Source organism: Nocardia sp. NPDC056952 (assembly GCF_042674185.1).
Taxonomy (GTDB): Bacteria; Actinomycetota; Actinomycetes; order Mycobacteriales; family Mycobacteriaceae; genus Nocardia.
Window position 1 is genome coordinate 80046 of record NZ_JBHURA010000014.1, and the last position, 19674, is coordinate 99719.

The 19674-nt window shown below is 68.7% G+C and carries 22 protein-coding genes; 10 read left to right on the plus strand and 12 right to left on the minus strand.

The genetic code is table 11. From position 1 onward, the window contains the following. Nucleotides 1–35: 35 nt before the first annotated feature. From ACFTS5_RS31550 to ACFTS5_RS31580, 7 genes are all read right to left on the minus strand, one after another. Nucleotides 36–668, minus strand: a complete 633-nt coding sequence (locus ACFTS5_RS31550) for a DNA-3-methyladenine glycosylase I (RefSeq protein WP_378638268.1) — start codon at nucleotides 666–668, stop codon at nucleotides 36–38. Next, the gene (locus tag ACFTS5_RS31555) at nucleotides 665–985 is read right to left on the minus strand and encodes a DivIVA domain-containing protein (RefSeq protein ID WP_378638270.1); all 321 of its coding nucleotides are present in this window, start codon (nucleotides 983–985) and stop codon (nucleotides 665–667) included. The genes ACFTS5_RS31550 and ACFTS5_RS31555 overlap by 4 nt, the downstream gene beginning before the upstream one ends. 119 nt (nucleotides 986–1104) lie before the next feature. Further along, nucleotides 1105–2241 (minus strand): Mrp/NBP35 family ATP-binding protein, encoded by a 1137-nt coding sequence (locus ACFTS5_RS31560; RefSeq protein WP_378638272.1) that lies wholly within the window; start codon nucleotides 2239–2241, stop codon nucleotides 1105–1107. 72 nt (nucleotides 2242–2313) lie between these two features. Beyond that, nucleotides 2314–3177 (minus strand): lytic transglycosylase domain-containing protein, encoded by an 864-nt coding sequence (locus ACFTS5_RS31565; protein WP_378638274.1) that lies wholly within the window; start codon nucleotides 3175–3177, stop codon nucleotides 2314–2316. 96 nt (nucleotides 3178–3273) lie between these two features. Then, the gene (locus tag ACFTS5_RS31570) at nucleotides 3274–4638 is read right to left on the minus strand and encodes a lytic transglycosylase domain-containing protein (RefSeq protein ID WP_378638276.1); all 1365 of its coding nucleotides are present in this window, start codon (nucleotides 4636–4638) and stop codon (nucleotides 3274–3276) included. Between the two features lie 111 nt (nucleotides 4639–4749). Continuing rightward, nucleotides 4750–5340, minus strand: a complete 591-nt coding sequence (locus ACFTS5_RS31575) for a DUF1003 domain-containing protein (protein WP_378638278.1) — start codon at nucleotides 5338–5340, stop codon at nucleotides 4750–4752. Next, nucleotides 5337–6635 (minus strand): magnesium transporter MgtE N-terminal domain-containing protein, encoded by a 1299-nt coding sequence (locus ACFTS5_RS31580; protein ID WP_378638280.1) that lies wholly within the window; start codon nucleotides 6633–6635, stop codon nucleotides 5337–5339. Before ACFTS5_RS31580 ends, ACFTS5_RS31575 begins: the two co-directional genes overlap by 4 nt. A gap of 52 nt (nucleotides 6636–6687) precedes the next feature. Between ACFTS5_RS31580 and ACFTS5_RS31585 the strand changes: the two genes are divergently transcribed. The 3 genes from ACFTS5_RS31585 (at nucleotide 6688) to ACFTS5_RS31595 (ending at nucleotide 8764) form a co-directional block, all read left to right on the plus strand. Next, on the plus strand, nucleotides 6688–7617 hold the full coding sequence (locus ACFTS5_RS31585; protein ID WP_378638443.1) for an HpcH/HpaI aldolase/citrate lyase family protein: 930 nt from the start codon (nucleotides 6688–6690) through the stop codon (nucleotides 7615–7617). 66 nt (nucleotides 7618–7683) lie between these two features. Continuing rightward, nucleotides 7684–8178 (plus strand): general stress protein, encoded by a 495-nt coding sequence (locus tag ACFTS5_RS31590; RefSeq protein WP_056813349.1) that lies wholly within the window; start codon nucleotides 7684–7686, stop codon nucleotides 8176–8178. Nucleotides 8179–8182: 4 nt separating this feature from the next. After that, nucleotides 8183–8764, plus strand: a complete 582-nt coding sequence (locus tag ACFTS5_RS31595) for a suppressor of fused domain protein (protein ID WP_378638282.1) — start codon at nucleotides 8183–8185, stop codon at nucleotides 8762–8764. Here ACFTS5_RS31595 and ACFTS5_RS31600 read toward each other — a convergent pair. After that, nucleotides 8761–9849, minus strand: coding sequence for a magnesium and cobalt transport protein CorA (locus ACFTS5_RS31600; RefSeq protein ID WP_378638445.1), 1089 nt, complete (start codon nucleotides 9847–9849; stop codon nucleotides 8761–8763). The genes ACFTS5_RS31595 and ACFTS5_RS31600 overlap by 4 nt on opposite strands. Before the next feature lie 67 nt (nucleotides 9850–9916). Here ACFTS5_RS31600 and ACFTS5_RS31605 point away from each other — a divergent pair, with 67 nt between their 5' ends. The 5 genes from ACFTS5_RS31605 (at nucleotide 9917) to ACFTS5_RS31625 (ending at nucleotide 14567) form a co-directional block, all read left to right on the plus strand. Further along, nucleotides 9917–10771: a PHP domain-containing protein gene (locus tag ACFTS5_RS31605; RefSeq protein WP_378638284.1), complete on the plus strand. Its 855-nt coding sequence runs from the start codon at nucleotides 9917–9919 to the stop codon at nucleotides 10769–10771. Next, nucleotides 10768–11034: a hypothetical protein gene (locus tag ACFTS5_RS31610; RefSeq protein WP_378638286.1), complete on the plus strand. Its 267-nt coding sequence runs from the start codon at nucleotides 10768–10770 to the stop codon at nucleotides 11032–11034. Before ACFTS5_RS31605 ends, ACFTS5_RS31610 begins: the two co-directional genes overlap by 4 nt. A 51-nt stretch (nucleotides 11035–11085) precedes the next feature. Beyond that, entirely contained in the window at nucleotides 11086–12642 is a 1557-nt protein-coding gene (locus ACFTS5_RS31615; RefSeq protein ID WP_378638288.1) for an FAD-binding protein, read from the plus strand. Nucleotides 12643–13066: 424 nt separating this feature from the next. Further along, nucleotides 13067–14287 (plus strand): NADP-dependent malic enzyme, encoded by a 1221-nt coding sequence (locus ACFTS5_RS31620; protein WP_378638290.1) that lies wholly within the window; start codon nucleotides 13067–13069, stop codon nucleotides 14285–14287. 70 nt (nucleotides 14288–14357) lie between these two features. Then, nucleotides 14358–14567: a ribbon-helix-helix protein, CopG family gene (locus tag ACFTS5_RS31625; RefSeq protein ID WP_378638292.1), complete on the plus strand. Its 210-nt coding sequence runs from the start codon at nucleotides 14358–14360 to the stop codon at nucleotides 14565–14567. On the opposite strand, the gene ACFTS5_RS31630 is transcribed toward ACFTS5_RS31625, so the two are convergent. From ACFTS5_RS31630 to ACFTS5_RS31645, 4 genes are read right to left on the minus strand one after another with little or no spacing between them, the layout of a single operon-like run. Then, nucleotides 14550–15254 (minus strand): ABC transporter permease, encoded by a 705-nt coding sequence (locus tag ACFTS5_RS31630; RefSeq protein WP_378638295.1) that lies wholly within the window; start codon nucleotides 15252–15254, stop codon nucleotides 14550–14552. The genes ACFTS5_RS31625 and ACFTS5_RS31630 overlap by 18 nt on opposite strands. Continuing rightward, complete coding sequence (locus ACFTS5_RS31635; protein ID WP_378638297.1) at nucleotides 15251–15910, minus strand: ABC transporter permease; 660 nt, start codon at nucleotides 15908–15910, stop codon at nucleotides 15251–15253. The genes ACFTS5_RS31630 and ACFTS5_RS31635 overlap by 4 nt, the downstream gene beginning before the upstream one ends. Continuing rightward, entirely contained in the window at nucleotides 15907–17055 is a 1149-nt protein-coding gene (locus tag ACFTS5_RS31640; RefSeq protein WP_378638300.1) for an ABC transporter ATP-binding protein, read from the minus strand. Before ACFTS5_RS31640 ends, ACFTS5_RS31635 begins: the two co-directional genes overlap by 4 nt. A 28-nt stretch (nucleotides 17056–17083) precedes the next feature. Continuing rightward, entirely contained in the window at nucleotides 17084–18016 is a 933-nt protein-coding gene (locus tag ACFTS5_RS31645; RefSeq protein ID WP_378638448.1) for an ABC transporter substrate-binding protein, read from the minus strand. A gap of 199 nt (nucleotides 18017–18215) precedes the next feature. Here ACFTS5_RS31645 and ACFTS5_RS31650 point away from each other — a divergent pair, with 199 nt between their 5' ends. After that, on the plus strand, nucleotides 18216–18824 hold the full coding sequence (locus ACFTS5_RS31650) for a hypothetical protein (RefSeq protein WP_378638302.1): 609 nt from the start codon (nucleotides 18216–18218) through the stop codon (nucleotides 18822–18824). Between the two features lie 189 nt (nucleotides 18825–19013). After that, on the plus strand, nucleotides 19014–19670 hold the full coding sequence (locus tag ACFTS5_RS31655; protein ID WP_378638305.1) for a PadR family transcriptional regulator: 657 nt from the start codon (nucleotides 19014–19016) through the stop codon (nucleotides 19668–19670). Nucleotides 19671–19674 lie beyond the last annotated feature (4 nt).

The window sequence follows — 19674 nt, forward strand, 5'->3', positions numbered from 1 at the left end:
CGGGCTCGCCGGGTGTTCGGCGGGCCACACCGGTCCTATTCTTCCCTATTGCCGTCGCGGGCGGACACCTGAGTGCGAAATGTGACTGCGGAGTCGGTTCCGTTCGGTACCGCTGCCACCCAGCAAACATCCAGGTGATCGTCCACCATGCCGGTTGCCTGCATGAGGGCATACGCCGTCGTCGGGCCGACGAAAGCGAACCCTCGGCGCTTCAATTCCTTTGCCAGAGCAATGGATTCGGGTGTGGTGGCGGGCACATTCTCGATCGAGGTCGGCCGTGGGCGTGGCGCGGGTGCGAACGACCACAGCAGCTCGTCCAGGCTCACCGGCAGGTCGCGAGCAACCCGGGCGTTGTTGATCACCGCGTCGATCTTGGCGCGGTTGCGCACGATGCCCGCGTCGGCCAGCAGCCGCGCGCGGTCGTGATCGTCGAACTCGGCGACCTTCGCGATCTCGAAACCGGCGAACGCACTGCGGAAGGCGGGCCGTTTACGCAGGACGGTGATCCAGGCCAGGCCGGACTGGAAGGCCTCGAGGCAGAGCCGTTCGAACATGGCGTCGTCACCGTGCAGGGGCTGACCCCATTCGGTGTCGTGGTAATCGCGGTACAGCTGCGAGCCGGTCGACCAGTCGCAGCGCACGAGGCCGTCGTCGGCGAGCTCGCTCACCCGCGATCCTGGCCCGCCGCTACCTGCGCCTGCCACTGCCGAGCCTGCGCCAGCTCGAACTCGAGTTCGTCGATCCGCTCGGCCAGCCTGCCCAGCGCCCAGTCGACCTCGCCGGCCTTGTACCCGCGCACCACCTGCTGGAATCGCAACGCCCGCACATCGGCCCCCGTGACGCCGTCGGCGGGCAGCACGGTAGCGGTGGTCCCCTCGGGTAAGGGCCCGAGCTCCTCGGACCGCCCGAATACCGCACTGGCGACGAGGAACAGCATCGCCGCGACCAACCCGACGATGAGCACGTAAAGAAGCAGCGTCAGCATGAAGCTCCTCCGCCTCTCCGCGTATTCGAGCCGGACTCGTGTGCGGACTTGCGCGCCGTTGGCGACCGACGGTTCTCGAGGTCGTCAGGTTTGCACGTACCCGGTGAGTTACCCATGTTCTACAGGTGTCGAGTGGTATCGATGCCGAGGGACATGCCCGCGAGGCCACGCTTGCGGACAGCGAGTTTGTCGGCGATACCGAGCAGGGCGACGGCGGCGGGGTTCGCCGGGTCGGCGAGCACGATCGGGTTGCCGTCGTCGCCGCCTTCGCGAAGGGCCTGCTCGATCGGGACCTGGCCGAGCAGCGGCACATTCGAGCCGACGGCGCGGGTGAGGCGGTCGGCGACGACCTGGCCGCCGCCGGAGCCGTAGAGCTCCATGCGTGAACCATCCGGCAGGTCGAGCCAGGACATGTTCTCCACGACCCCGGCGATGCGCTGGCGGGTCTGCAGGGCGATCGCACCCGCACGCTCGGCCACCTCGGCGGCGGCGATCTGCGGGGTGGTGACGACCAGGATCTCGGCGCTCGGGATGAGCTGGGCGAGGGAGATCGCGACGTCGCCGGTGCCGGGCGGCAGGTCGAGCAGCAGCACGTCCAGGTCGCCCCAGAACACGTCGGCGAGGAACTGCTGCAGCGCGCGGTGCAGCATCGGACCGCGCCACACCACGGGGGTGTTGCCCTGGGTGAACTGCGCGATCGAGATCATCTTCACGTCGTGCGCCACCGGCGGCATGATCATCCGCTCGACCTGGGTGGGCTTGGCGTCGGAGCCGAGCATGCGCGGGATGGAGTGGCCGTAGATATCGGCGTCGAGCACACCGACCGACAGTCCACGCTGGGCCAGCGCGACGGCGAGGTTGGCGGTGACGCTGGACTTGCCGACGCCACCCTTACCGGAAGCCACCGCGTAGACGCGGGTCAGCGAACCGGGCTGGGCGAACGGAATGACGGGCTCGGCCGAATCGCCGCGCAGCGACTTGCGCAGCTCGGTGCGCTGCTCATCGCTCATCACATCGAGATCGACGGTCACCGCCCCCGCGCCGTTGACGTCCGCGACGGCCTTGGTGACCCGCTGGATGATCTCGGTCCGCAACGGGCACCCGGAGGTGGTCAGGTAGATCTCGATGTGCACATCACCGCTGTCGGCGATGGCGATGGACTTGACCATCCCCAACTCGGTGATCGGTTTGCGGATCTCCGGGTCGTCGACCTTCGCGAGCGCCGCCCGCACATCCGCTTCCGTAATCACTGACATACCCCCGATGTTATGCGCCCCCGGATCGGTCGACGATCCGGGGACGACAGTCGCCGGCCGGTAGGCCGCTTCCTAGTGGATTCGGGGGAGGTCCTGGGGCTTGGGGGCGAGGCCGCTGGAGTAGGAACCCGACCAGGCCATCACGTTGGCGACGTAGGCCATCGAGTTGTTGTAGCGCAGGATCGCCTTCGACTGCTGGGAGAGGTCGCGCATGTTCAGGCCACCGTCGCACAGGTAGCGGCCCGCGGTGAGGGCCGCGTCGAAGAGGTTCTGGGGGTCGGCGATGCCGTCGGCGTTGCCGTCGGCGGCGTAGCGGTGCCAGGTCTCGGGCAGGAACTGCATCGGGCCGATGGCGCGGTCGTAGCCGCCGAGGCCGTCGAGCTCGCCGCCGTCGGTGTCGTGGATGACATTGTTGCCGGAGAGGCTGCCGTCGAGGACGGGCCCGTAGACCGCCTTGATCGGGTTACCCTGCGCGTCGGCCTTGCCGTAGGCGTGGGTGGACTCGACGCGGCCGATGCCCGCCAGCAGCGACCAGGACATCCCGCAGTGCGGATTCTCCACGGCCAGTTGCTGTTCGGCGGTCTGGTAGGCGGCGACGGCGATGCCCGGAATGCCGAGCGGACCCGCGGGCATATCGGCGGACGCACGATCATCCGGCAGTGCAACGGTTTTCACGACCGGCGCGGCCGAGGGCGACTGGCGCGCTTCCGCGTGGACGACCTCGGCGATGTCGGCCTGAGGCGACGAGACCAGATCGGCCGTAGCCTCCGGCTCGGCGCCGGGCAGCAGGTCGTGCTCGACAGCTGCGTTGGTTGCCGGGGTCGCCTCGGTGGCGGCCGCGGTCACGGCTACCAATCCAGCGGGGACCAATCCGGTCAGTGCGATGAGCGAGCTACGGCGAACTGTCGTAGCAGGCTGTTTCCGATGACGACCCACTGTGTGGTGCCCTCCTCAACCGTGTTGGATGAGAAGAGATTACCGCACCCGAGACCTTTTTGTTACCCCTCCGTGATCTGTATTTCGGTTTGATTTCTACGGGGCCGGTGCAGGGGCGGGCGGCAGCGGGATGACGATGCCGAACGGCAGCGTGATGCCGGGCTGCTGGGTGGGCGCCACCGGCGCGGGCTCGGCGGGTGCGGGCTCCTCGGCCGGGGCGACACCCGGTTCCGGTGTCTTCTCCGGTGTGGTGGGTGCGGGGGTCTCCGTGGGGGCGACCGCCGCCGGGGTGCACGCGGCGGGCTCGACCACCGGCTGCTCGGGTGCGGCCGGATCCTTCGGCGCCGCAGCGCCGTAGGTCTGCTCGGCGGGCTTGTCGGCGGGCTGCTGCTCGGGTGCGAGCGGGTTCGGCATCTGCGCGGGCAGCGGCTCGCTCACACACGTCTCGGGCGGGGCGACCGGCGCCGGGCAGAAGATCCCGCAGGGGATCGGCGGCAGGCCGGGCAGCGTGATCATCACCTGCGTCGGCGTGGTGACCTTCGGCGTCGCCGGGGTGGGCGTGGTGGTGGACGTGGGGGTGTTGGTCGAGGCCGCCAGCACATTGGGCGCCACCAGCGGACCGCTACCCGGCGGGATGATCTCCGGCGAGATGGCCACCTGACTCGGCGCGCCGCCGGTCCGGTACGCCGCCGACCAGCTCAGCACGTTGGCCGCATAGGACATCGAGTTGTTGTAGCGCAGGACCGCCCGCAGCTCCTGGGCCGCCTCGCGCAGGTTCATGCCACCCGAGCAGAGGTACTTGCCCGCGGCCAGCGCCGCGTCGAAGACATTGTGCGGGTCCGAGGCGCCGTCGCCGTTGCCGTCGGCGGCGTAGTGCGCCCAGGTGCTCGGCAGGAACTGCATGGGGCCGAGGGCTCGCACGAAACCGCCGTCGGCTTCCTTGATCACCTCGTTGCCGGGCAGGGTGCCGTCGAGGGCGGGGCCGAAGATCGGCGTCGTCGTCGTACCGGCGGGGTCGGTGCGGCCACTGCTGGCGTGCCCGGATTCGATCCGGCCGATGCCCGCGAGCAGGTTCCAGGTGAGCCCGCAGCCCGGCTGCGCGGATTCCATGGCCAGCTCGGCGTTCCGGTAGGCGGCGAGCACGATCTCCGGGATGCCGAGCGCGCCGCTGCCCGTGGGCAGCGAAATGCTTTGCAGCGGAACTGTTCCCGCGAAGGGTGCGGCGGTGTTGGCGTTGAGCGCGCGCAACCGGCGCGGCGCCTCCTGCGCGACCGGCAGCAGGCCGACGATCTCGGACGGATCGGTTTCGGGGGTGTCCTCGGCGGTGCTCGCCGTGGCCGCCAGCAGGGCCTCCGGTGCGGTCGGCGCGGTGCTCGGGTCGCTGGTGTGCACCCCGGACCCGGAGGCGACAAGACCTGCGACTACAAGGGCCGACATCGTTATCGGAGCAGAAATTCGCACGGCCACACCCTTTTCGTCGAAAAGCGGCAGGCCGCAGAGTCCCCCTCCGGCCCACCCGGAACAACGTGATCCAGGTTACCTACCGGTCAGGAAGTTGTTGAGCATTTCCGGTCATGCATCTGGAGCACCAGGCGAAATCGGGGCGGAAGAGGCCGTTTGACCGGAGGTTTTCTTGCGGACTGCTTTTCGCTTTTTGTCCGGCTTCGGCGCGCCGTCGGGCGTGGTGACCGCATCGATGCGGTCGAGCACGTCCTTGATCTCCTCCAGTTCACGCCGCAGGTAGTCGCGGGTGGCGACCTCGCCCACCGCCAGACGCAGTGAGGCGAGTTCGCGGGCGAGGAACTCGGTATCGGCCTTGGTCTGCGCGGCCCGGGTCCGGTCCTCTTCGAGCGAGACCTTGTCCCTGTTGTCCTGACGGTTCTGCGCCAGCAGGATCAGCGGCGCCGCGTAGGCGGCCTGGGTGGAGAAGGCCAGGTTGAGCAAGATGAACGGGTACGGATCCCAGCGCAGCGCCACCGCGAACACATTGATCAGGATCCACACGATCACGATCACCGTCTGGATCGCGAGATAGCGCCCGGTGCCGAGGAACCGGGCGACGCGCTCACTGGCCTGTGCGAAGGCGTCCGAATCCCAGTCGAAGCGGAAGCGCGACCCGACCGGCGTCTCCAAGCGTTGCCGCGCCGGATTCTTCTCACTCATGCCGTACTCCCGCTCGCCTCGACCTGCTGCAGCGCCGGGGGCTCTTCTTCTCGCCAATCCTCGGGCAGCAGATGATCGAGGACGTCGTCGACGGTCACCGCGCCGAGCAGATGGTTCTCCGCGTCGACCACCGGCCCGCACACCAGGTTGTAGGTGGCGAAATAGCGGGTCACCGCCGAGAGCGGCAGGTCGGGGGACAGCGGCGCCAGGTCACTGTCGACGATCCCGCCCACCAGGTGCGCGGGCGGTTCCCGCAGCAGCTGCTGAATGTGTACACAGCCCAGGTAGCGGCCGGTCGGTGTGGCCGTGGGTGGTCGCACGACGAAGGCCATCGAGGCCAGCGCGGGCGTGAGGTCGGGGTCGCGGACCCGGGCCAGCGCTTCGGCGACGGTCGTCGCGGGCCCGAGGACGATCGGTTTCGGCGTCATCAGACCGCCCGCCGTGTCGGGGGAGTGCGCGAGCAGTCGGCGCACCGGCTCGGATTCCTCGGGATCCATCAGGGCCAACAGTGATTCGGCTTCGCTCTCGGGCAGTTCGCCGAGCAGGTCGGCGGCGTCGTCGGGGTCCATCGCCTCGAGCACGTCGGCGGCGCGGCGCACCTCGAGGTGGCTGAGCAAGTCGACCTGGTCGTCATCGGGCAGTTCCTGGACCACGTCGGCGAGGCGTTCGTCGTTGAGGGCGATCGCCACCTCGATGCGCCGCTTCTCCGGCAGCTCACGCAATCGATGCGCGACATCGGCCGCGCGCAGTCCCTCGAACTGGGTGAGCAGGGTGGTCACGTCCTGGCCGGGCCGGTCCACTTCGGCGGGGGTGAGCCCGTCGACCTGTGACCACTCCACGACATGCACCGCGCGCCTGCGCCCGATCCGCCGATGTCCGCGCACCGCGACCCGGCTGACGATCCAATCTCTGGTCCTGGTCTGTTCGATACCCAGATCGGCGACCAGCACGTCGACGTCGGCCAGATCCGGCAGGTCCGGGTCGTTCACCCGCACCTGCGAGTCCACGATCTGCGCCATGGCCAGGAGCTCGCCGGCTCGCGGTGCGAAACGGCGCAGGCTCACGGTCCCGGTATTGAGCGTCACCATGCCGGGTTCGATCGCGGTCACCCGCAGTATCGGTACGAAAATTCGCCGCCGGGTGAGCAATTCGACGACGAGCCCGTGTACCCGCGGCGGCTGGCGTGCGTTGCGGACGGCGACGACCACGTCGCGGACCCGGCCGATAGACTCCCCGTCCGGACCCAGCACCGTCAGGCCGGCGAGCCGGGCGACATACACCCTGGTGGTTGCCATGACCATCAGGCTATCGGTCGAGTACGGCCGCTCGAACCAGGAGGCGCTCCTCATGAAGCCACGTCGTTCGGTGCTCGCGGTGCCGGGTAGCAACCCGAAGATGATCGCGAAGGCGAAAACTCTGCCGGTCGACGAGGTGTTCCTCGATCTGGAGGACGCGGTCGCCCCCGGCGCCAAGGCGGCCGCGCGGGCGAATATCGTCGCCGCCCTGAACGAACCGGGCTGGGGTTCGCAGTTGCGCGTGGTGCGGGTGAACGACTGGTCGACCGAATGGACCTTCGCCGATGTGATCAGCGTGGTCGAGGGCGCGGGCAGCTGGCTCGACGCGATCCTGTTGCCCAAGGTCACCGACGCGGGTCAGGTGCGGGCGCTCGATCTGCTGCTCACCCAGGTGGAGAAGGCCAGCGGTCTCGAGGTCGGCCGGATCGGCATCGAACCGCAGATCGAGAACGCGCTGGGCCTGCGCAATATCGACGCCATCGCCACCGCGAGCCCGCGCGTGCAGACGCTGGTGTTCGGGCCCGCCGATTTCATGGCCAGTATCAATATGCGCACGCTGGTGGTGGGCGAGCAGCCGGAAGGCTACGACGTCGGCGACGCCTACCACCACATCCTGATGACCATCCTGCTCGCCGCTCGCGCGCACGGGTTGCAGGCGATCGACGGTCCCTACCTGCAAATTCGCGATGTCGACGGTTTCCGCCGGGCCGCTGCCCGCACGGCCGCGCTGGGTTTCGACGGCAAGTGGGTGCTGCATCCCGGCCAGGTGGACGCGGCCAACGAGATCTTCAGTCCACGTCAGGCCGACTACGACCGCGCCGAGTTGATCTTGGAGACCTACGCCTTCCACACCTCCGAGGCCGGTGGCGCGCGTGGCGCTGTCATGTTGGGGGATGAGATGATCGACGAAGCGAGCGCCAAGATGGCTCAGGTTGTCGCCGACAAGGGGCGCGCCGCGGGGATGACGAGAACCGGCGCTTGATCCCCGCGGGGGTGAATGGCGCGTTTCACTGCGGCACAGTCGGTCGACGAATAGCAGAATAGGACTATGACGAATCCCTTGGGCAACTCGAATCGCGGGCGGCAGGCGTTGCCGACGCCGCCGTCGGGCTGGCCGGTCGGCTCGTATCCGACCTACGCCGAGGCGCAGCGCGCGGTCGACTACCTGGCCGACGGGCAGTTCCCGGTGCAGGACGTGACCATCGTCGGTGTCGATCTGATGCAGGTGGAGCGGGTGCTCTACCGGCTCACGTGGGGCAAGGTCATCGGCGGCGGCGTGGTGTCGGGTGCCTGGCTCGGCCTGTTCCTCGGTCTGCTGCTGAGCCTGTTCACGACCACCGGCGGTGCGCTCGGTCCGCTCGTCGTCGGCCTGCTCGGCGGCATCGTCTTCGGCGTCATCACCACGTCGATCCCGTACGCGGCCACCAAGGGCCAGCGCGACTTCGCCTCGACCATGCAGCTGGTCGCGGGCCGTTACGACGTGCTGTGCGATCCGAAGTCCGCCGAACAGGCCCGCGACATGCTTGCCAGATTGGCCCTGTAGCGCGATGGATGTGGAGAACACGGTCCGTGCCGCGGTGCTGGACCACTTCGATGTCGAACGCGCCCAGGTCGATTCGGCGTCGCTGACCTTCCTCGGGCTGGAACCCGTCGAGATCCTGCGTATTCCGGGCGACGGCGCGGTCCACTACGCGACGCTGGGCGGTTCCCGTCATCCGATGGGCGATCCGACCGATCTGCTCGCCGACCCGGTGCGCGGACCGCGCGCGGAACTGGTCCTGACGCTGTTGATGAGCGCCGACCCGCAGGTCGGGGTGGCCAAATCCCTCGGTGTGCTGGTCGCCTCGCCCGCCGTGGAAGGCGTTGTGCTGCAGGCCGACGCGCTACTCGATCTCGGAGAACCGCTGTGGCGCAACGCGAAGTTCACCGCGGTCGTGCTCGGTGAGAGCGATATTCCCGCGATCCCGCTGCCGGACCCTGCCGACCCGGTGCGCTACCTCAGCGTCACCCCGGTGACCGCGACCGAGGCCGCCTGGGTGCGTGTGCGCGGCGCCCAAGCGTTGCGCGACGCGTGGGCCGAAGCCGGGATCGACGTGCGTGATCCCGAGCGCGGCGCGGTGAATCTCTAGAGCCAGCCGTTTCGGCGGAAGCTGCGGAACAGCACCGCGCACAGCACTGCCATCACGATCAGCACCACGGGGTAGCCCCACACCTGGTGCAGCTCCCACATGTGGTCGAAGTTCATGCCGTACACGCCGGCGATCATCGTCGGCACCGCCGCCATCGCGGCATAGGCCGAGATCTTGCGCATGTCGGTGTTCTGCTGAACGCTGATCTTGGCCAGCGCGGCATTGACCAACCCGCTGAGCGCTTCGTCGAAATAACTGATGTGATCGGAGACGCTGGCCTGGTGATCGGCCACGTCGCGCAGATAGCGACGGATCTCGGTCGGCACCGGTAAGTCGGTGTTGTTCACCAGCCGCTCCAGCGGAACCGCCAGCGGCGCGACCGCCCTTCGCAATTCCACCACTTCGCGTTTGAGCTGGTAGATCGAGCCGATGCCGATCTTCGAGGCGGGCGTGAACACCGCCTCCTCCATTTCGTCGATGTCGACGCCGACGGACTCGGTGACATCGACGTAGGTGTCCACGATGTGGTCGGCGACGGCGTGCAACACCGCGGTCGGCCCGTATTTCAGCTGCTCGGGCTGCTTTTCGAGCTCGTGGCGCACCGTGGACAGGTGGGTGTGTTCGCCGTGGCGCACTGTGACGGCGAAGCGCGGCCCGGTGAAGACCATGATGTCGCCGGTCTCCACGATCTCGCTGGTGGAGTCGATGTCGTGTTCGACGTAGCAGACCGTGCTCATCACCAGGAACAGGGTGTCGGCGTAGCGCTCGAGCTTGGGGCGTTGCCTGCCCTGCACCGCGTCCTCCACCGCCAGCGGGTGCAGGTCGAAGATCGAGGCGATGTCGTTCATCTGCCGCTCGTCCGGGTCGTGCAGGCCGATCCAGACGAATCCCGCATCGGTCCGCTCCGCCGCTGTCAGCGCCTGTTGCGGTGTGAAATGTCCCGGCTGCCGCTCGCCGTCGACGTAGACCCCGCAGTCGACGATCGCTCGCGCCGTCGGGACGGGGACCTGAGGTCGCGGTGTTTTCGTCGCGCGATTCGGCCCGTGGAACGACGGCATCGGCGGAAATGAGGGCACCGAGTGGATCCTACGGGCACGGTTCTCGCGTACCCGGGAACGCGCGGGACCCGACACCGCACTGTAAGACTGAGGTGTGCGCATCGACCTGCATACCCATTCCACCGCCTCCGACGGCACCGACACCCCCGCCGAACTGGTGCGGCATGCCGCGGCGGCCGGCCTCGACGTCGTCGCGATCACCGACCACGACACCACCGGTGGCTGGGCGGAGGCCGAGGCTGCCCGCCCCTCGGGACTCACCCTGGTGCGTGGCATGGAGATGTCGTGCACGGGCATGGGGGAGGACGGCTACCCGGTGCCGGTGCACCTGCTGGCGTATCTGTTCGACCCCACCGACCGCGGTTTCGCCGAGGAGCGCGAGCGGTTGCGCGGTGAGCGGGTGGCCAGAGTGCGGGCGATGGCCGAGAAGATGGCGGCCGACGGACTGCCGATCGATCCCGTCGATGTGATGGCGACCGCGGGTCCGGCGGTGGGCAGGCCGCATCTGGCGCAGGCACTGGTCGCGGCGGGCGTGGTCGAGAGCGTGAATGCCGCGTTCGTCGATCTACTCGCTCCGCACGGGCCCTACTACGCCGAGAAGGCCGACACCCCGCTGCCGAGGGCCGTGCGGCTGATCGCGGCCGCGGGCGGGGTCAGCGTGATCGCCCATGCTCGCGCACGGAAGCGGGGCAGGCTGCTGGCGCTCGACGACATCAGGGAGCTGGCCGGGCTCGGCCTCGGCGGGCTCGAGATCGACCACCCGGATCACAGCGAAGCCGATCGCCTTGTGCTGACCGGGCTTTCGCGAGAACTGGGTCTGGTGCGCACCGGCTCGTCGGACTATCACGGCAGCAACAAGACCATCGAGATCGGCGCGTGTGGCACCGATCCCGATCAGTACGAAGCACTCATCGACAAGGCGAGCGGGACGCCGGTGATCGCCCCGTGACGCTGCTTCGTGCGGTCAGCGGCGTTGTCGCGGGTGGGGTTGTCGTGCTCTTGTGCGTGGTCGTCGGCGCGGCGGTGATCGGCTCGCGCCGCGACTTTCCCGGGCCGGGCGCGGAATCGCTGGCGTGGCATTTCGTGGCCGCGGTCGTGGTGGTCGTCGCGCAGGTCTTCGCCGACCGGCGCCGCGGCATGTCCACCCTGTTCGGGTCCGCGGCGGTCTTGGTCACGGCCGGTGTATTGCTTTGGACACAATGGTGGGGTTGACGGCCGCGTAATGGTTGCGGACGGGTGAACTGTGCCCGAATATTTCTCTTTGTGACCAGCATCGAAACGGATGTCTTGATCCTCGGCGGTGGACCCGCGGGGCTCTGGGCTGCCGTCTCGGCCGCGGCGACGGGCGCGCGGGTGGTGCTGGTCGACAAGAGCCGCTGCGGTTCCAGCGGTCCCACCGTGTACGGCACGACCGTGCTCTGGGATATCCCGCCCGGTCCTGGCCGCGCCGAGGCGGTCGAGAAGATGTTCGTTTCCGGCGGCGGGCTCGGTGATCGGGCCTGGCTGCACCGCGTGGTCGACGAGACCCACCGGCGATTGCAGACCTGGTCGGGGACCCGCCATCGCGTGCCCGATCCGAACGGCGACCCGGCCCACGTGCACTTCGACGGCGCGAGCTACTTGCGCCGGCTGCGGCGCGGCGCGCTCGAGGCGGGCGTGCGCATCCTCGATCATCATCCGGCGCTGCAATTGCTGGTCGATCCGGCGGGCACCGTGGTCGGTGCGGCGGGGGTCCAGCGTCACAACAAGTTTCGGCCGTGGGCCATCCGGGCAGGTGCGGTCGTGGTCGCCACCGGTGGTTGCGCGTTCCTGTCCGGCGGTGCGGGCACCGAGGTGAGTACCGGCGAGGGCCTGCTGATGGCGGCAGAGGCAGGCGCCGAACTGTGCGGGATGGAGTTCTCCAGTGCCTACGGACTGGCGCCGGTGCTGTCGCGAGTACATCCGCATCCGGCGGTCGCGCCCGGGCTGTCGGTGCATTTCGCGGCCCTCTACGACGAAGCGGGCGTCGAACTGCCCGATCAGTACCCGGCGGCGCTCACCGCCATCGCGGACGGCCGGCGGGTGTTCGCGGCGCTGAGCGAGGTGCCCGACACCGTCCGGCACTGGCTGAGCAGGCACGGCGCGGTCGACGGCGCGGGCCGGGTACCCGTGCGAGCGGTACTGGCGGGAACCATCCGTGGCGCGGGCGGGCTGGCCCTCGCCGATACCGATTGCTCGACGACGATCCGTGGCCTGTTCGGTGCCGGCGATGTGACCGGCCGGCAGATCGTCACCGGGGCGGCGAGCGCCCGCGGCGGCCTCAACGGCGCCTGGGCGCTGGCCTCGGGCACCTGGGCGGGGCAGGGCGCCGCCGCGTTCGCGGTCGCCAACGAAAGGGCGAGCAGTGCGCGTCCGGTGCCGGGCGCCGGCCTCGGGCCGCACGCCCACATCGACCCACGGTCGGTGATCGGCCTGGTGCAGGAGCACACGCTGCCGCTGCGCCGCAGCTACCGGCGCAGCGCGGGCAGCCTCGGCGACAGCATCGCCGAACTGGACGCGATGTGGCCCGGCGCCCAGTTCGAATTGGGCGGCCTCGGGGTGGGGCAGCTGCGGGCACGCCAGGCGGCCGCGCTGCTCGCCGTCGCCCGGTGGGCGGGCTACAGCGCGCTCGTGCGTACCGAGAGTCGTGGTATCCACCGTCGCATCGACCACCCCGCCGCGCACTCGGACTGGCTGGTCCGGCTGCGCTGCGGTGGGCTCGACGACGTGTGGGTGCGCCGGGAGGAATGGCCGGAGCCGCTCGGTGGCGAGCTCACCGCGGCCACCCCCGCCACGGTGTGAAAGTTCACCGGATGTTCCCGCTGCGCTGCGAGTTTTCGCTTACGCCACGGCAATTCGACACGGCTACGCTCGACACATGACGCGGTTTGGCAATCAACGCATCGTGCTGGCAGAATGTTGCGGATTCCCTTCCCTTGCCACCGCCGGGTTCGGGGAAACATGGTGACCTTCCGCCGTGCGACGCACCGTCGCAGCGTTGGTCGACCCGTTTTGCTCGCCCGGACACACCCGTCCGGTTCCGCTCGGCGGATCAGTGCCGCGCCACGTGTACCGGTTGCCACCGCGAAACGCGTGCGGACGCGCACCCGATGAGCGTGTAAGCGATCCAGCGTCGTAGCGATCCGGCGTCCCAGAAATTAGTAGTTCCGATATACCCGGCGGTAACCGTCCCCCGGTTGAGCCCGACTCGAGCAGGAGTGAAATCGTGTCACCTGTGACTGACGCACCGAATGCCACCGCGGCGCCCAAGGCCGATGACGCAGCGAGCCTCGCTGCGATCACCCAGGAGGAGATCTTCGCGGGTCACCTCGGTGGAAAGCTGTCTGTCGAGCTCAGCGCCCCCCTCGAGACCCAGCGCGACCTGTCCATCGCCTACACCCCCGGTGTCGCCCAGGTCAGCCGCGCTATCGCCGAGGACCCCGCGCTCACCAAGACCTACACCTGGACCGACCGGCTCGTGGTCGTGGTCAGCGACGGCACCGCCGTGCTCGGCCTCGGCGACATCGGCCCGCGCGCCTCGCTGCCCGTGATGGAGGGCAAGGCCGCGCTGTTCAAGAAGTTCGCCGGCCTGAACTCGATCCCGCTGGTGCTCGACACCACCGATCCCGACGAGATCGTCCAGACGCTGATCCACCTGCGTCCGAGCTTCGGCGCGGTGAACCTGGAAGACATCTCCGCTCCGCGCTGCTTCGAGATCGAGCGTCGCGTCATCGAGGCGCTGGACTGCCCGGTCATGCACGACGACCAGCACGGCACCGCCATCGTGGTGCTGGCCGCCCTCAAGGGTGCGGCCGCGGTGCAGGGCCGTGACATGTCCGGGCTGAAGGTTGTCGTCTCCGGCGCCGGTGCGGCCGGTGTGGCATGCGCGAACATCCTGATCGCCGCCGGCGTCCCCGATGTGGTCGTGCTCGACTCGAAGGGCATCGTCAGCACCGGTCGCGACGGCCTCAACGGTGTGAAGGCCGACCTGGCCGCCCGCTCCAACCCGCGCGGCCTGACCGGCGGCCCGGCCGACGCGCTCGCCGGCGCCGATGTGTTCCTCGGCCTGTCCGCGGGCACCATCCCCGAAGAGCTCATCGCCTCGATGGCGCCGGAGGCGATCGTGTTCGCCATGTCCAACCCGGACCCGGAGATCCACCCCGACGTGGCCGCCAAGTACGTGGCGATCGTGGCGACGGGCCGCAGCGACTTCCCGAACCAGATCAACAATGTGCTCGCCTTCCCCGGGGTGTTCAAGGGTGCGCTCGACGCCGGTGCCCGCCGGATCACCGAGGGCATGAAGGTCGCCGCCGCGAACGCTATCTTCGGCGTCGTCGCCGACGAGCTCGCCGTCGACAAGATCATCCCGAGCCCGCTCGATCCGCGCGTGGCTCCGGCAGTGGCCGAGGCCGTCGCCGAAGCAGCGCGCGCCGAGGGCGTCGCCTAGTTTCTCCCGGACAGCGCCCCCGTTCCCACCGGAACGGGGGCGCTGTCGCGTTGTCTGGGATCATCGAACGATGACCACCATCACCGTGCAGCTTCCCGACGAGGTCGCCGAACAGCTCGCGGAGGCCGCGGCGGCCGCGGGCGTCTCGGTGAATGTGGCGATGGTGCAGGCAGCGCAGGAGTGGATTCACGCCAACGCTCAGCGCGCCCGGGAACGTGCCAGGATGCAGCAGGTACTGGCCGACGACCCGCACCTGCGGGCGCTACTCGGCGACGACTGAGATCCGGGGGTCGGCCCCCGCGCGGGTGAGCCTGCCGGTGCCCGGGGTGCTCGCCCACACCGCCACCGCGAGCAGTCCGTCGAGCACCAGTGCCAGCACCGCGACCAGCAGCGCGCCCACCAGTACGAGGTCGTATCGGTAGAGCCCGATGCCGTCGAAGATGTAGCGGCCGAGCCCGCCCAGGTTGACATAGGCCGCGATGGTCGCGGTGGCGACGACTTGCAGAGTGGCGCCGCGCAACCCGCCGAGCAGCACCGGCATCGCGTTGGGCACCTCGACCCGGAACAGGATCTGGCGCTCGGTCATCCCCATCGCCCGCGAGGCGTCGACCACGTCGGCGGGCACATTCGCGATTCCCGCGTAGGCCCCCGCCAGCAGCGGTGGGATGCCGACGGTGATCAGCGCCAGCAGCGGCGGGATCAGCCCGAGCCCGAGTCCGAGCACCAGAAAGGTGAGCAGTCCCAGTGTCGGCAGCGCCCGCATGGCATTGGCGAAGCCGACCATCACGGCACTGCCGCGGCGCGTGTGCCCGATGATCGACCCGAGCGGCACCGCGATCACCGCCGACAGCGCCACCGCGAGGAAGCTGTACCACAGGTGTTGCAGCAGGCGATGTTCGATGCCGGTGGGTCCGCCCCAGTTGGCGCTGTCGCTCAGATAGTTCCAGGCTTCGACGAAGAGGTTCACGAGCGTGCCCCTGTCACGCGCGCGTCCGCCCTGGTCCACGGGGTTGCGAGGGTGCCGAGCAGGAACACCAGCCGATCGAAGATCAGCGCGAGCACCAGGGTCACGATGATGCCCGCGACGATCTGGTCGGGGTAATCGCGCTGGTAGCCCTGGGTGAACAGCTTCCCGAGCCCGCCGACTCCGATCAGCGCGCCGACCGACACCATCGCGATATTGGTGACCACGACGACGCGCAGAGAAGCGGTGAAAACCGGTAGTGCCAACGGCATGTCGACGGTGACGGTGCGCCGCAGCCGGCCGAACCCGATCGCGTCGGCGGCATCGATCACGCTGTCGGGCACCGTATCCAGTGCCATCGGCACCGCGATCAGCAGCAGCGCGGTCGAATACACGGTGAGCGCGATGATCACGTTGAGCGGGTCGATCATCGAGATGCCGACCAGTGGCGGAATGATCACGAACAGCGCGAGCGACGGGATGGTGTAGGCCAGGCTCGACGTCGTGGTGGTGATCCGCCGGGCCCAGCGGCTTCCGTGCACCAGCGCGCCGACCGGGACCGCGATCACCAGACCGAGCAGCAGGGGGACAAGTGCCAGCACCAGGTGGGTGCGGGTGATCGCCATGATGTCGGCGAAGTTGTCGATCAGGTATCTCACGAGGTGCCCTGGGTGAAGAACTCCTGATTACGTTCGGAGTCTTCGGCTACCCGCTGTTCGGCGAGTTGGGTCAGCACATCGGTGGCGAGCAGCCCGCCGCGCACGGTGCCCGACTCGTCGACGGCGACGCCGATTCCCGAAGGCGAGGAGATCGCCGCGTCCAGGGCTTGCCGGAGGTCGCCGGTCGGGGTGAACAGGGAACCGCCCGCGGAAACACTGGAGTCCAACGGTTTTCCGGCCCGTACCCGTTCTACGCCGGTGACGTCGATCCAGCCGCCCGGCTTGCCGAGCTCGTCGACGACGAGTGCCCATTCGCCCTGGGTGAGCCGCAATCCGGCGATGCCGTCCGGCTCGATCATCCGAATCGGCGCCAGCGCAACAGCTTCGGCGCTGCGGAACGACAGTCCGCGATACCCGCGATCCCTGCCGACGAACCCGGCGACGAAATCCGTCGCGGGCTGGGCCAAGACACGTTCCGGCGTGTCGTACTGCTGGAGCACCCCGCCGAGCCCGAACACCGCGATCTTGTCGCCGAGCGTGATCGCCTCGTCGATGTCGTGGGTGACGAACACGATCGTTTTGTGCAATTCGGACTGCAGCCGCCGCATCTCCGATTGCAGTTCCGCGCGCACCACCGGGTCGACCGCACTGAACGGCTCGTCCATCAACAGCACCGGCGGGTCGGCGGCCAGCGCTCGCGCCACCCCGACTCGCTGCTGCTGGCCGCCGGACAGTTGCGCCGGATACCGTTCGGCCAGATCGCGATCCAGCCCGACCCGGTCCATCACCTCCAGTGCGGCCGCGCGGGCGGCCTTGCGTGACTGCCCGAGCAGCATCGGCACGGTCGCCACGTTGTCGATCACCCTGCGGTTGGGCAGCAGCCCGCCGCTCTGGATCACATAGCCGATACCGAGGCGCAGTTTCACCGGGTCGACTGTCGCGATGTCGCGTCCGTCGACGGTGATGGTGCCCGCGCTGGGGTCGACCATGCGATTGATCATGCGCATCGAGGTGGTCTTGCCGCAGCCGGACGGCCCGACGAACACGGTGAACGATCCCGAGTCGATGTGCAGGTTCAGATCGCGGACCGCGTGTGTGCCGTTCGGATAGGTCTTGTCGATACCGCGGAATTCGATGTCGGACAATGAGATTCTCCTCGAGGCGCGGGGTCGCCTAGCCGATGGGGGAGTTCAGCCCCTGGGCGGTGATCCAGGCGAGCGCGGCGGCCTTCGGTTCGATCTTGCTGTCGCCGGAGACGGCCGTGTTCAGCGAGATCAGTTCGGTGGTGGTGAGCTTGGCCGAGACCGCGTCGAGCACGGCGACGGCCTTGTCGGACTTCTTCGCGGCGTTGAACAGCGGGACCACGTTCTGCGCGGCGAAATTGTGCTTCGGATCGGCCAGCACGACCAGGTCGTTCTGCGCGATCGCCGGCGACGTGGTGAAGATGTCGGCCGCGGTGACCTGGCCGTCGACCAGTGCGCGCACCGTCGCGGGGCCGCCGCCGTCGGCGATCGGCACGAAATTGGCGTCGGTGATGTCGAGGCCGTAGTTCTTCTTCAAGCCCGGCAGTCCGCCCGGGCGCTGGGCGAATTCGGCCATCCCGCCGAACTTCACCTCGGCCGAGTGCGGCGCGAGGTCGGCGATGGACTTCAAGTTCCACTTGTCGGCCGTGGCGCGGGTGACGACCACCGCGTCGGAGTCCTCGCCGGGGGCCGGTGTCGCGATGGCGAGGTCGTCGCCGAGTGCGGTGGTGAGCGCGGCGTTCACCTCGGGCGCGGCGGTGGCCGTGGCGTCTTTGTCGAGGTATTGCAGCAGGTTGCCGGTGTATTCGGGGATGAGCGAGATCGCGCACTGGCGCAGCGCGGGGATGTAGGCCTCGCGCGAGCCGATGTCGAACTTGGTGTCGACCTTGAAGCCGTTGATCCGCAGCACCTCGGTGTAGATGTTGGCGACGGTCTCGGACTCGGGGAAGTTGGCCGACCCGATGATCAACGCGTCGCTGGTGCAATCACCCTTGGCGGCAAGGGGATCGTTGTTGCCGCAGGCGGAGGCGATCATGGCGGCGGCCAGCGCCACCGCGGCAACCAGTACCCGGCCCGCTCGCATCGCGAGGCGGCGTGCCGGTCGACGTTGTCCTGGCGATGAGGAGGCGAAGTCGGTTTTCACTGGTGTCCTTCCGGCAAAGGCGGGCAGTGCGCTGTGCGTGCGACCCGGGGGCCACAGGTACATTCTGGTAGTTCATACTGCCCGCCGTCGGGCCGAATTGCGCGGGTTGACGGCAAATACGGAAAGTTGGTGTCGCCGGATGTACTCGGTCGCTGTGCGTCGAACCGCCGCCGCGATCCTGGCCGCAGCCTGCGCTTTCACCACGATTTCCTGCGCCTCCGACGACGCCGCCCCGGTGGTTGTGGTGGGTGGGAATTCGACGACGGAATCGGTTCTGCTCGCCGAGATCTATTCCCAAGCACTGGACCGCGCGGGCGCCGATTCCACCGTCATGACCGGATCGAGCACCCCCCTCGCCGATCTCGACGCGGGCCGCATCGCCGTCCTCCCCGCCCGCAACGGTGCCCTCGTGGATCTCTGGAACCCGGCCTCGCCCGCCCGCACGCCCGACGAGGTGGTCGCCGCAGTCAACTCGGCTCTGCCCCAGGGTATTTCGGTCTCCGACGCCGCGGACGGCACCGACCTGCGTCCCCGCGCGCAGAGCGGAGCGCCCGAGGGCGCCGCCCGCACCCAGAGCGTCGTCGCCCTCTACCGCAGCGGCATCTTCGACCGCCAACAGCTGAAGAAGCTCAACTACGTGGCAGGCGAACTGACCACCGATGAGCTGGTCGATCTGATCCACGACATCGAAACCGGCACCCGCCCCGCCGACGCCGCCCGCTCCTGGCTCGACGCCCACAGCCTCTAGCGCCACTGCGCCTTATCGTCAGGCACCCCCAACAACCTTCCGAACTCTGTCATCACGGCAGGCAGTGTCGGCGGCTCTGTCGCGCCCTTGCCAGGCTATGTTCCGCTCCGTATATTCCTACTGGAATATTTGGTGTGGACTATAGTGCTGAGTGGAGGTGGCGGGGTGGGGCAGCCCGGGCGGAATGTGATGACGCCGTTGGCTATCGCGGTGCTCGGGTTGCTCGACGAGCGGCCGATGCATCCGTACGAGATGTATCAACTGCTGATCGCTCGGCGGGAGGATCTGCTGGTCAAGGTGCGGCCCGGGTCGCTGTATCACGTGGTGGCCCGGCTGGCCGACGACGAGATGGTGGCGGCGGAGGGGATCGGCCGGGCCGGGAACCGGCCCGAGCGGACCACCTATCGGATCACCGATTCCGGGCGGACCGCGCTGCGGGGGCGGATCGCTGACCTGCTGCGGACACCGGTGCAGGAATACCCGATCTTCCGGGTGGCGTTGGCCGAAGCACACACCCTTCCGCCAGAACAGGTCGTCGCCTTGCTCGACGAGCGCGTGGAGTACCTGACCCAGTCGCGGGCCGACATGGACGTGCTGCTCGACTGGACGCGCAGCCGTGCCATCCCGCGCCGCTATTTCGTTGTCCTGGAATACATTCGCGCCACCATCCACGCCGAGCTCGTGTGGATCGAAGATTTCGCCGCCGAACTCGGCAGCGGTGCCGTGCCGTGGGAGCAGTACGACCCCGGCACCGGCGAACGGATCACCGACGATCACATCCACGAATGGCCGAGTGGGGATTCCCCCGACGCCGCGCCCCGGCCCCGCTGGGCCGCCCGAAGCTGAATCC

Bases quoted from the DNA above. Each gene is read 5' to 3' on its own strand.
- ACFTS5_RS31555 (WP_378638270.1), bottom strand. From the start codon at position 985: ATGCTGACGCTGCTTCTTTACGTGCTCATCGTCGGGTTGGTCGCGGCG.
- ACFTS5_RS31560 (WP_378638272.1), bottom strand. From the start codon at position 2,241: ATGTCAGTGATTACGGAAGCGGATGTGCGGGCGGCGCTCGCGAAGGTC.
- ACFTS5_RS31575 (WP_378638278.1), bottom strand. From the start codon at position 5,340: ATGAGTGAGAAGAATCCGGCGCGGCAACGCTTGGAGACGCCGGTCGGG.
- ACFTS5_RS31580 (WP_378638280.1), bottom strand. From the start codon at position 6,635: ATGGCAACCACCAGGGTGTATGTCGCCCGGCTCGCCGGCCTGACGGTG.
- ACFTS5_RS31585 (WP_378638443.1), top strand. From the start codon at position 6,688: ATGAAGCCACGTCGTTCGGTGCTCGCGGTGCCGGGTAGCAACCCGAAG.
- ACFTS5_RS31590 (WP_056813349.1), top strand. From the start codon at position 7,684: ATGACGAATCCCTTGGGCAACTCGAATCGCGGGCGGCAGGCGTTGCCG.
- ACFTS5_RS31595 (WP_378638282.1), top strand. From the start codon at position 8,183: ATGGATGTGGAGAACACGGTCCGTGCCGCGGTGCTGGACCACTTCGAT.
- ACFTS5_RS31625 (WP_378638292.1), top strand. From the start codon at position 14,358: ATGACCACCATCACCGTGCAGCTTCCCGACGAGGTCGCCGAACAGCTC.
- ACFTS5_RS31645 (WP_378638448.1), bottom strand. From the start codon at position 18,016: ATGCGAGCGGGCCGGGTACTGGTTGCCGCGGTGGCGCTGGCCGCCGCC.
- ACFTS5_RS31650 (WP_378638302.1), top strand. From the start codon at position 18,216: ATGTACTCGGTCGCTGTGCGTCGAACCGCCGCCGCGATCCTGGCCGCA.
- ACFTS5_RS31655 (WP_378638305.1), top strand. From the start codon at position 19,014: ATGACGCCGTTGGCTATCGCGGTGCTCGGGTTGCTCGACGAGCGGCCG.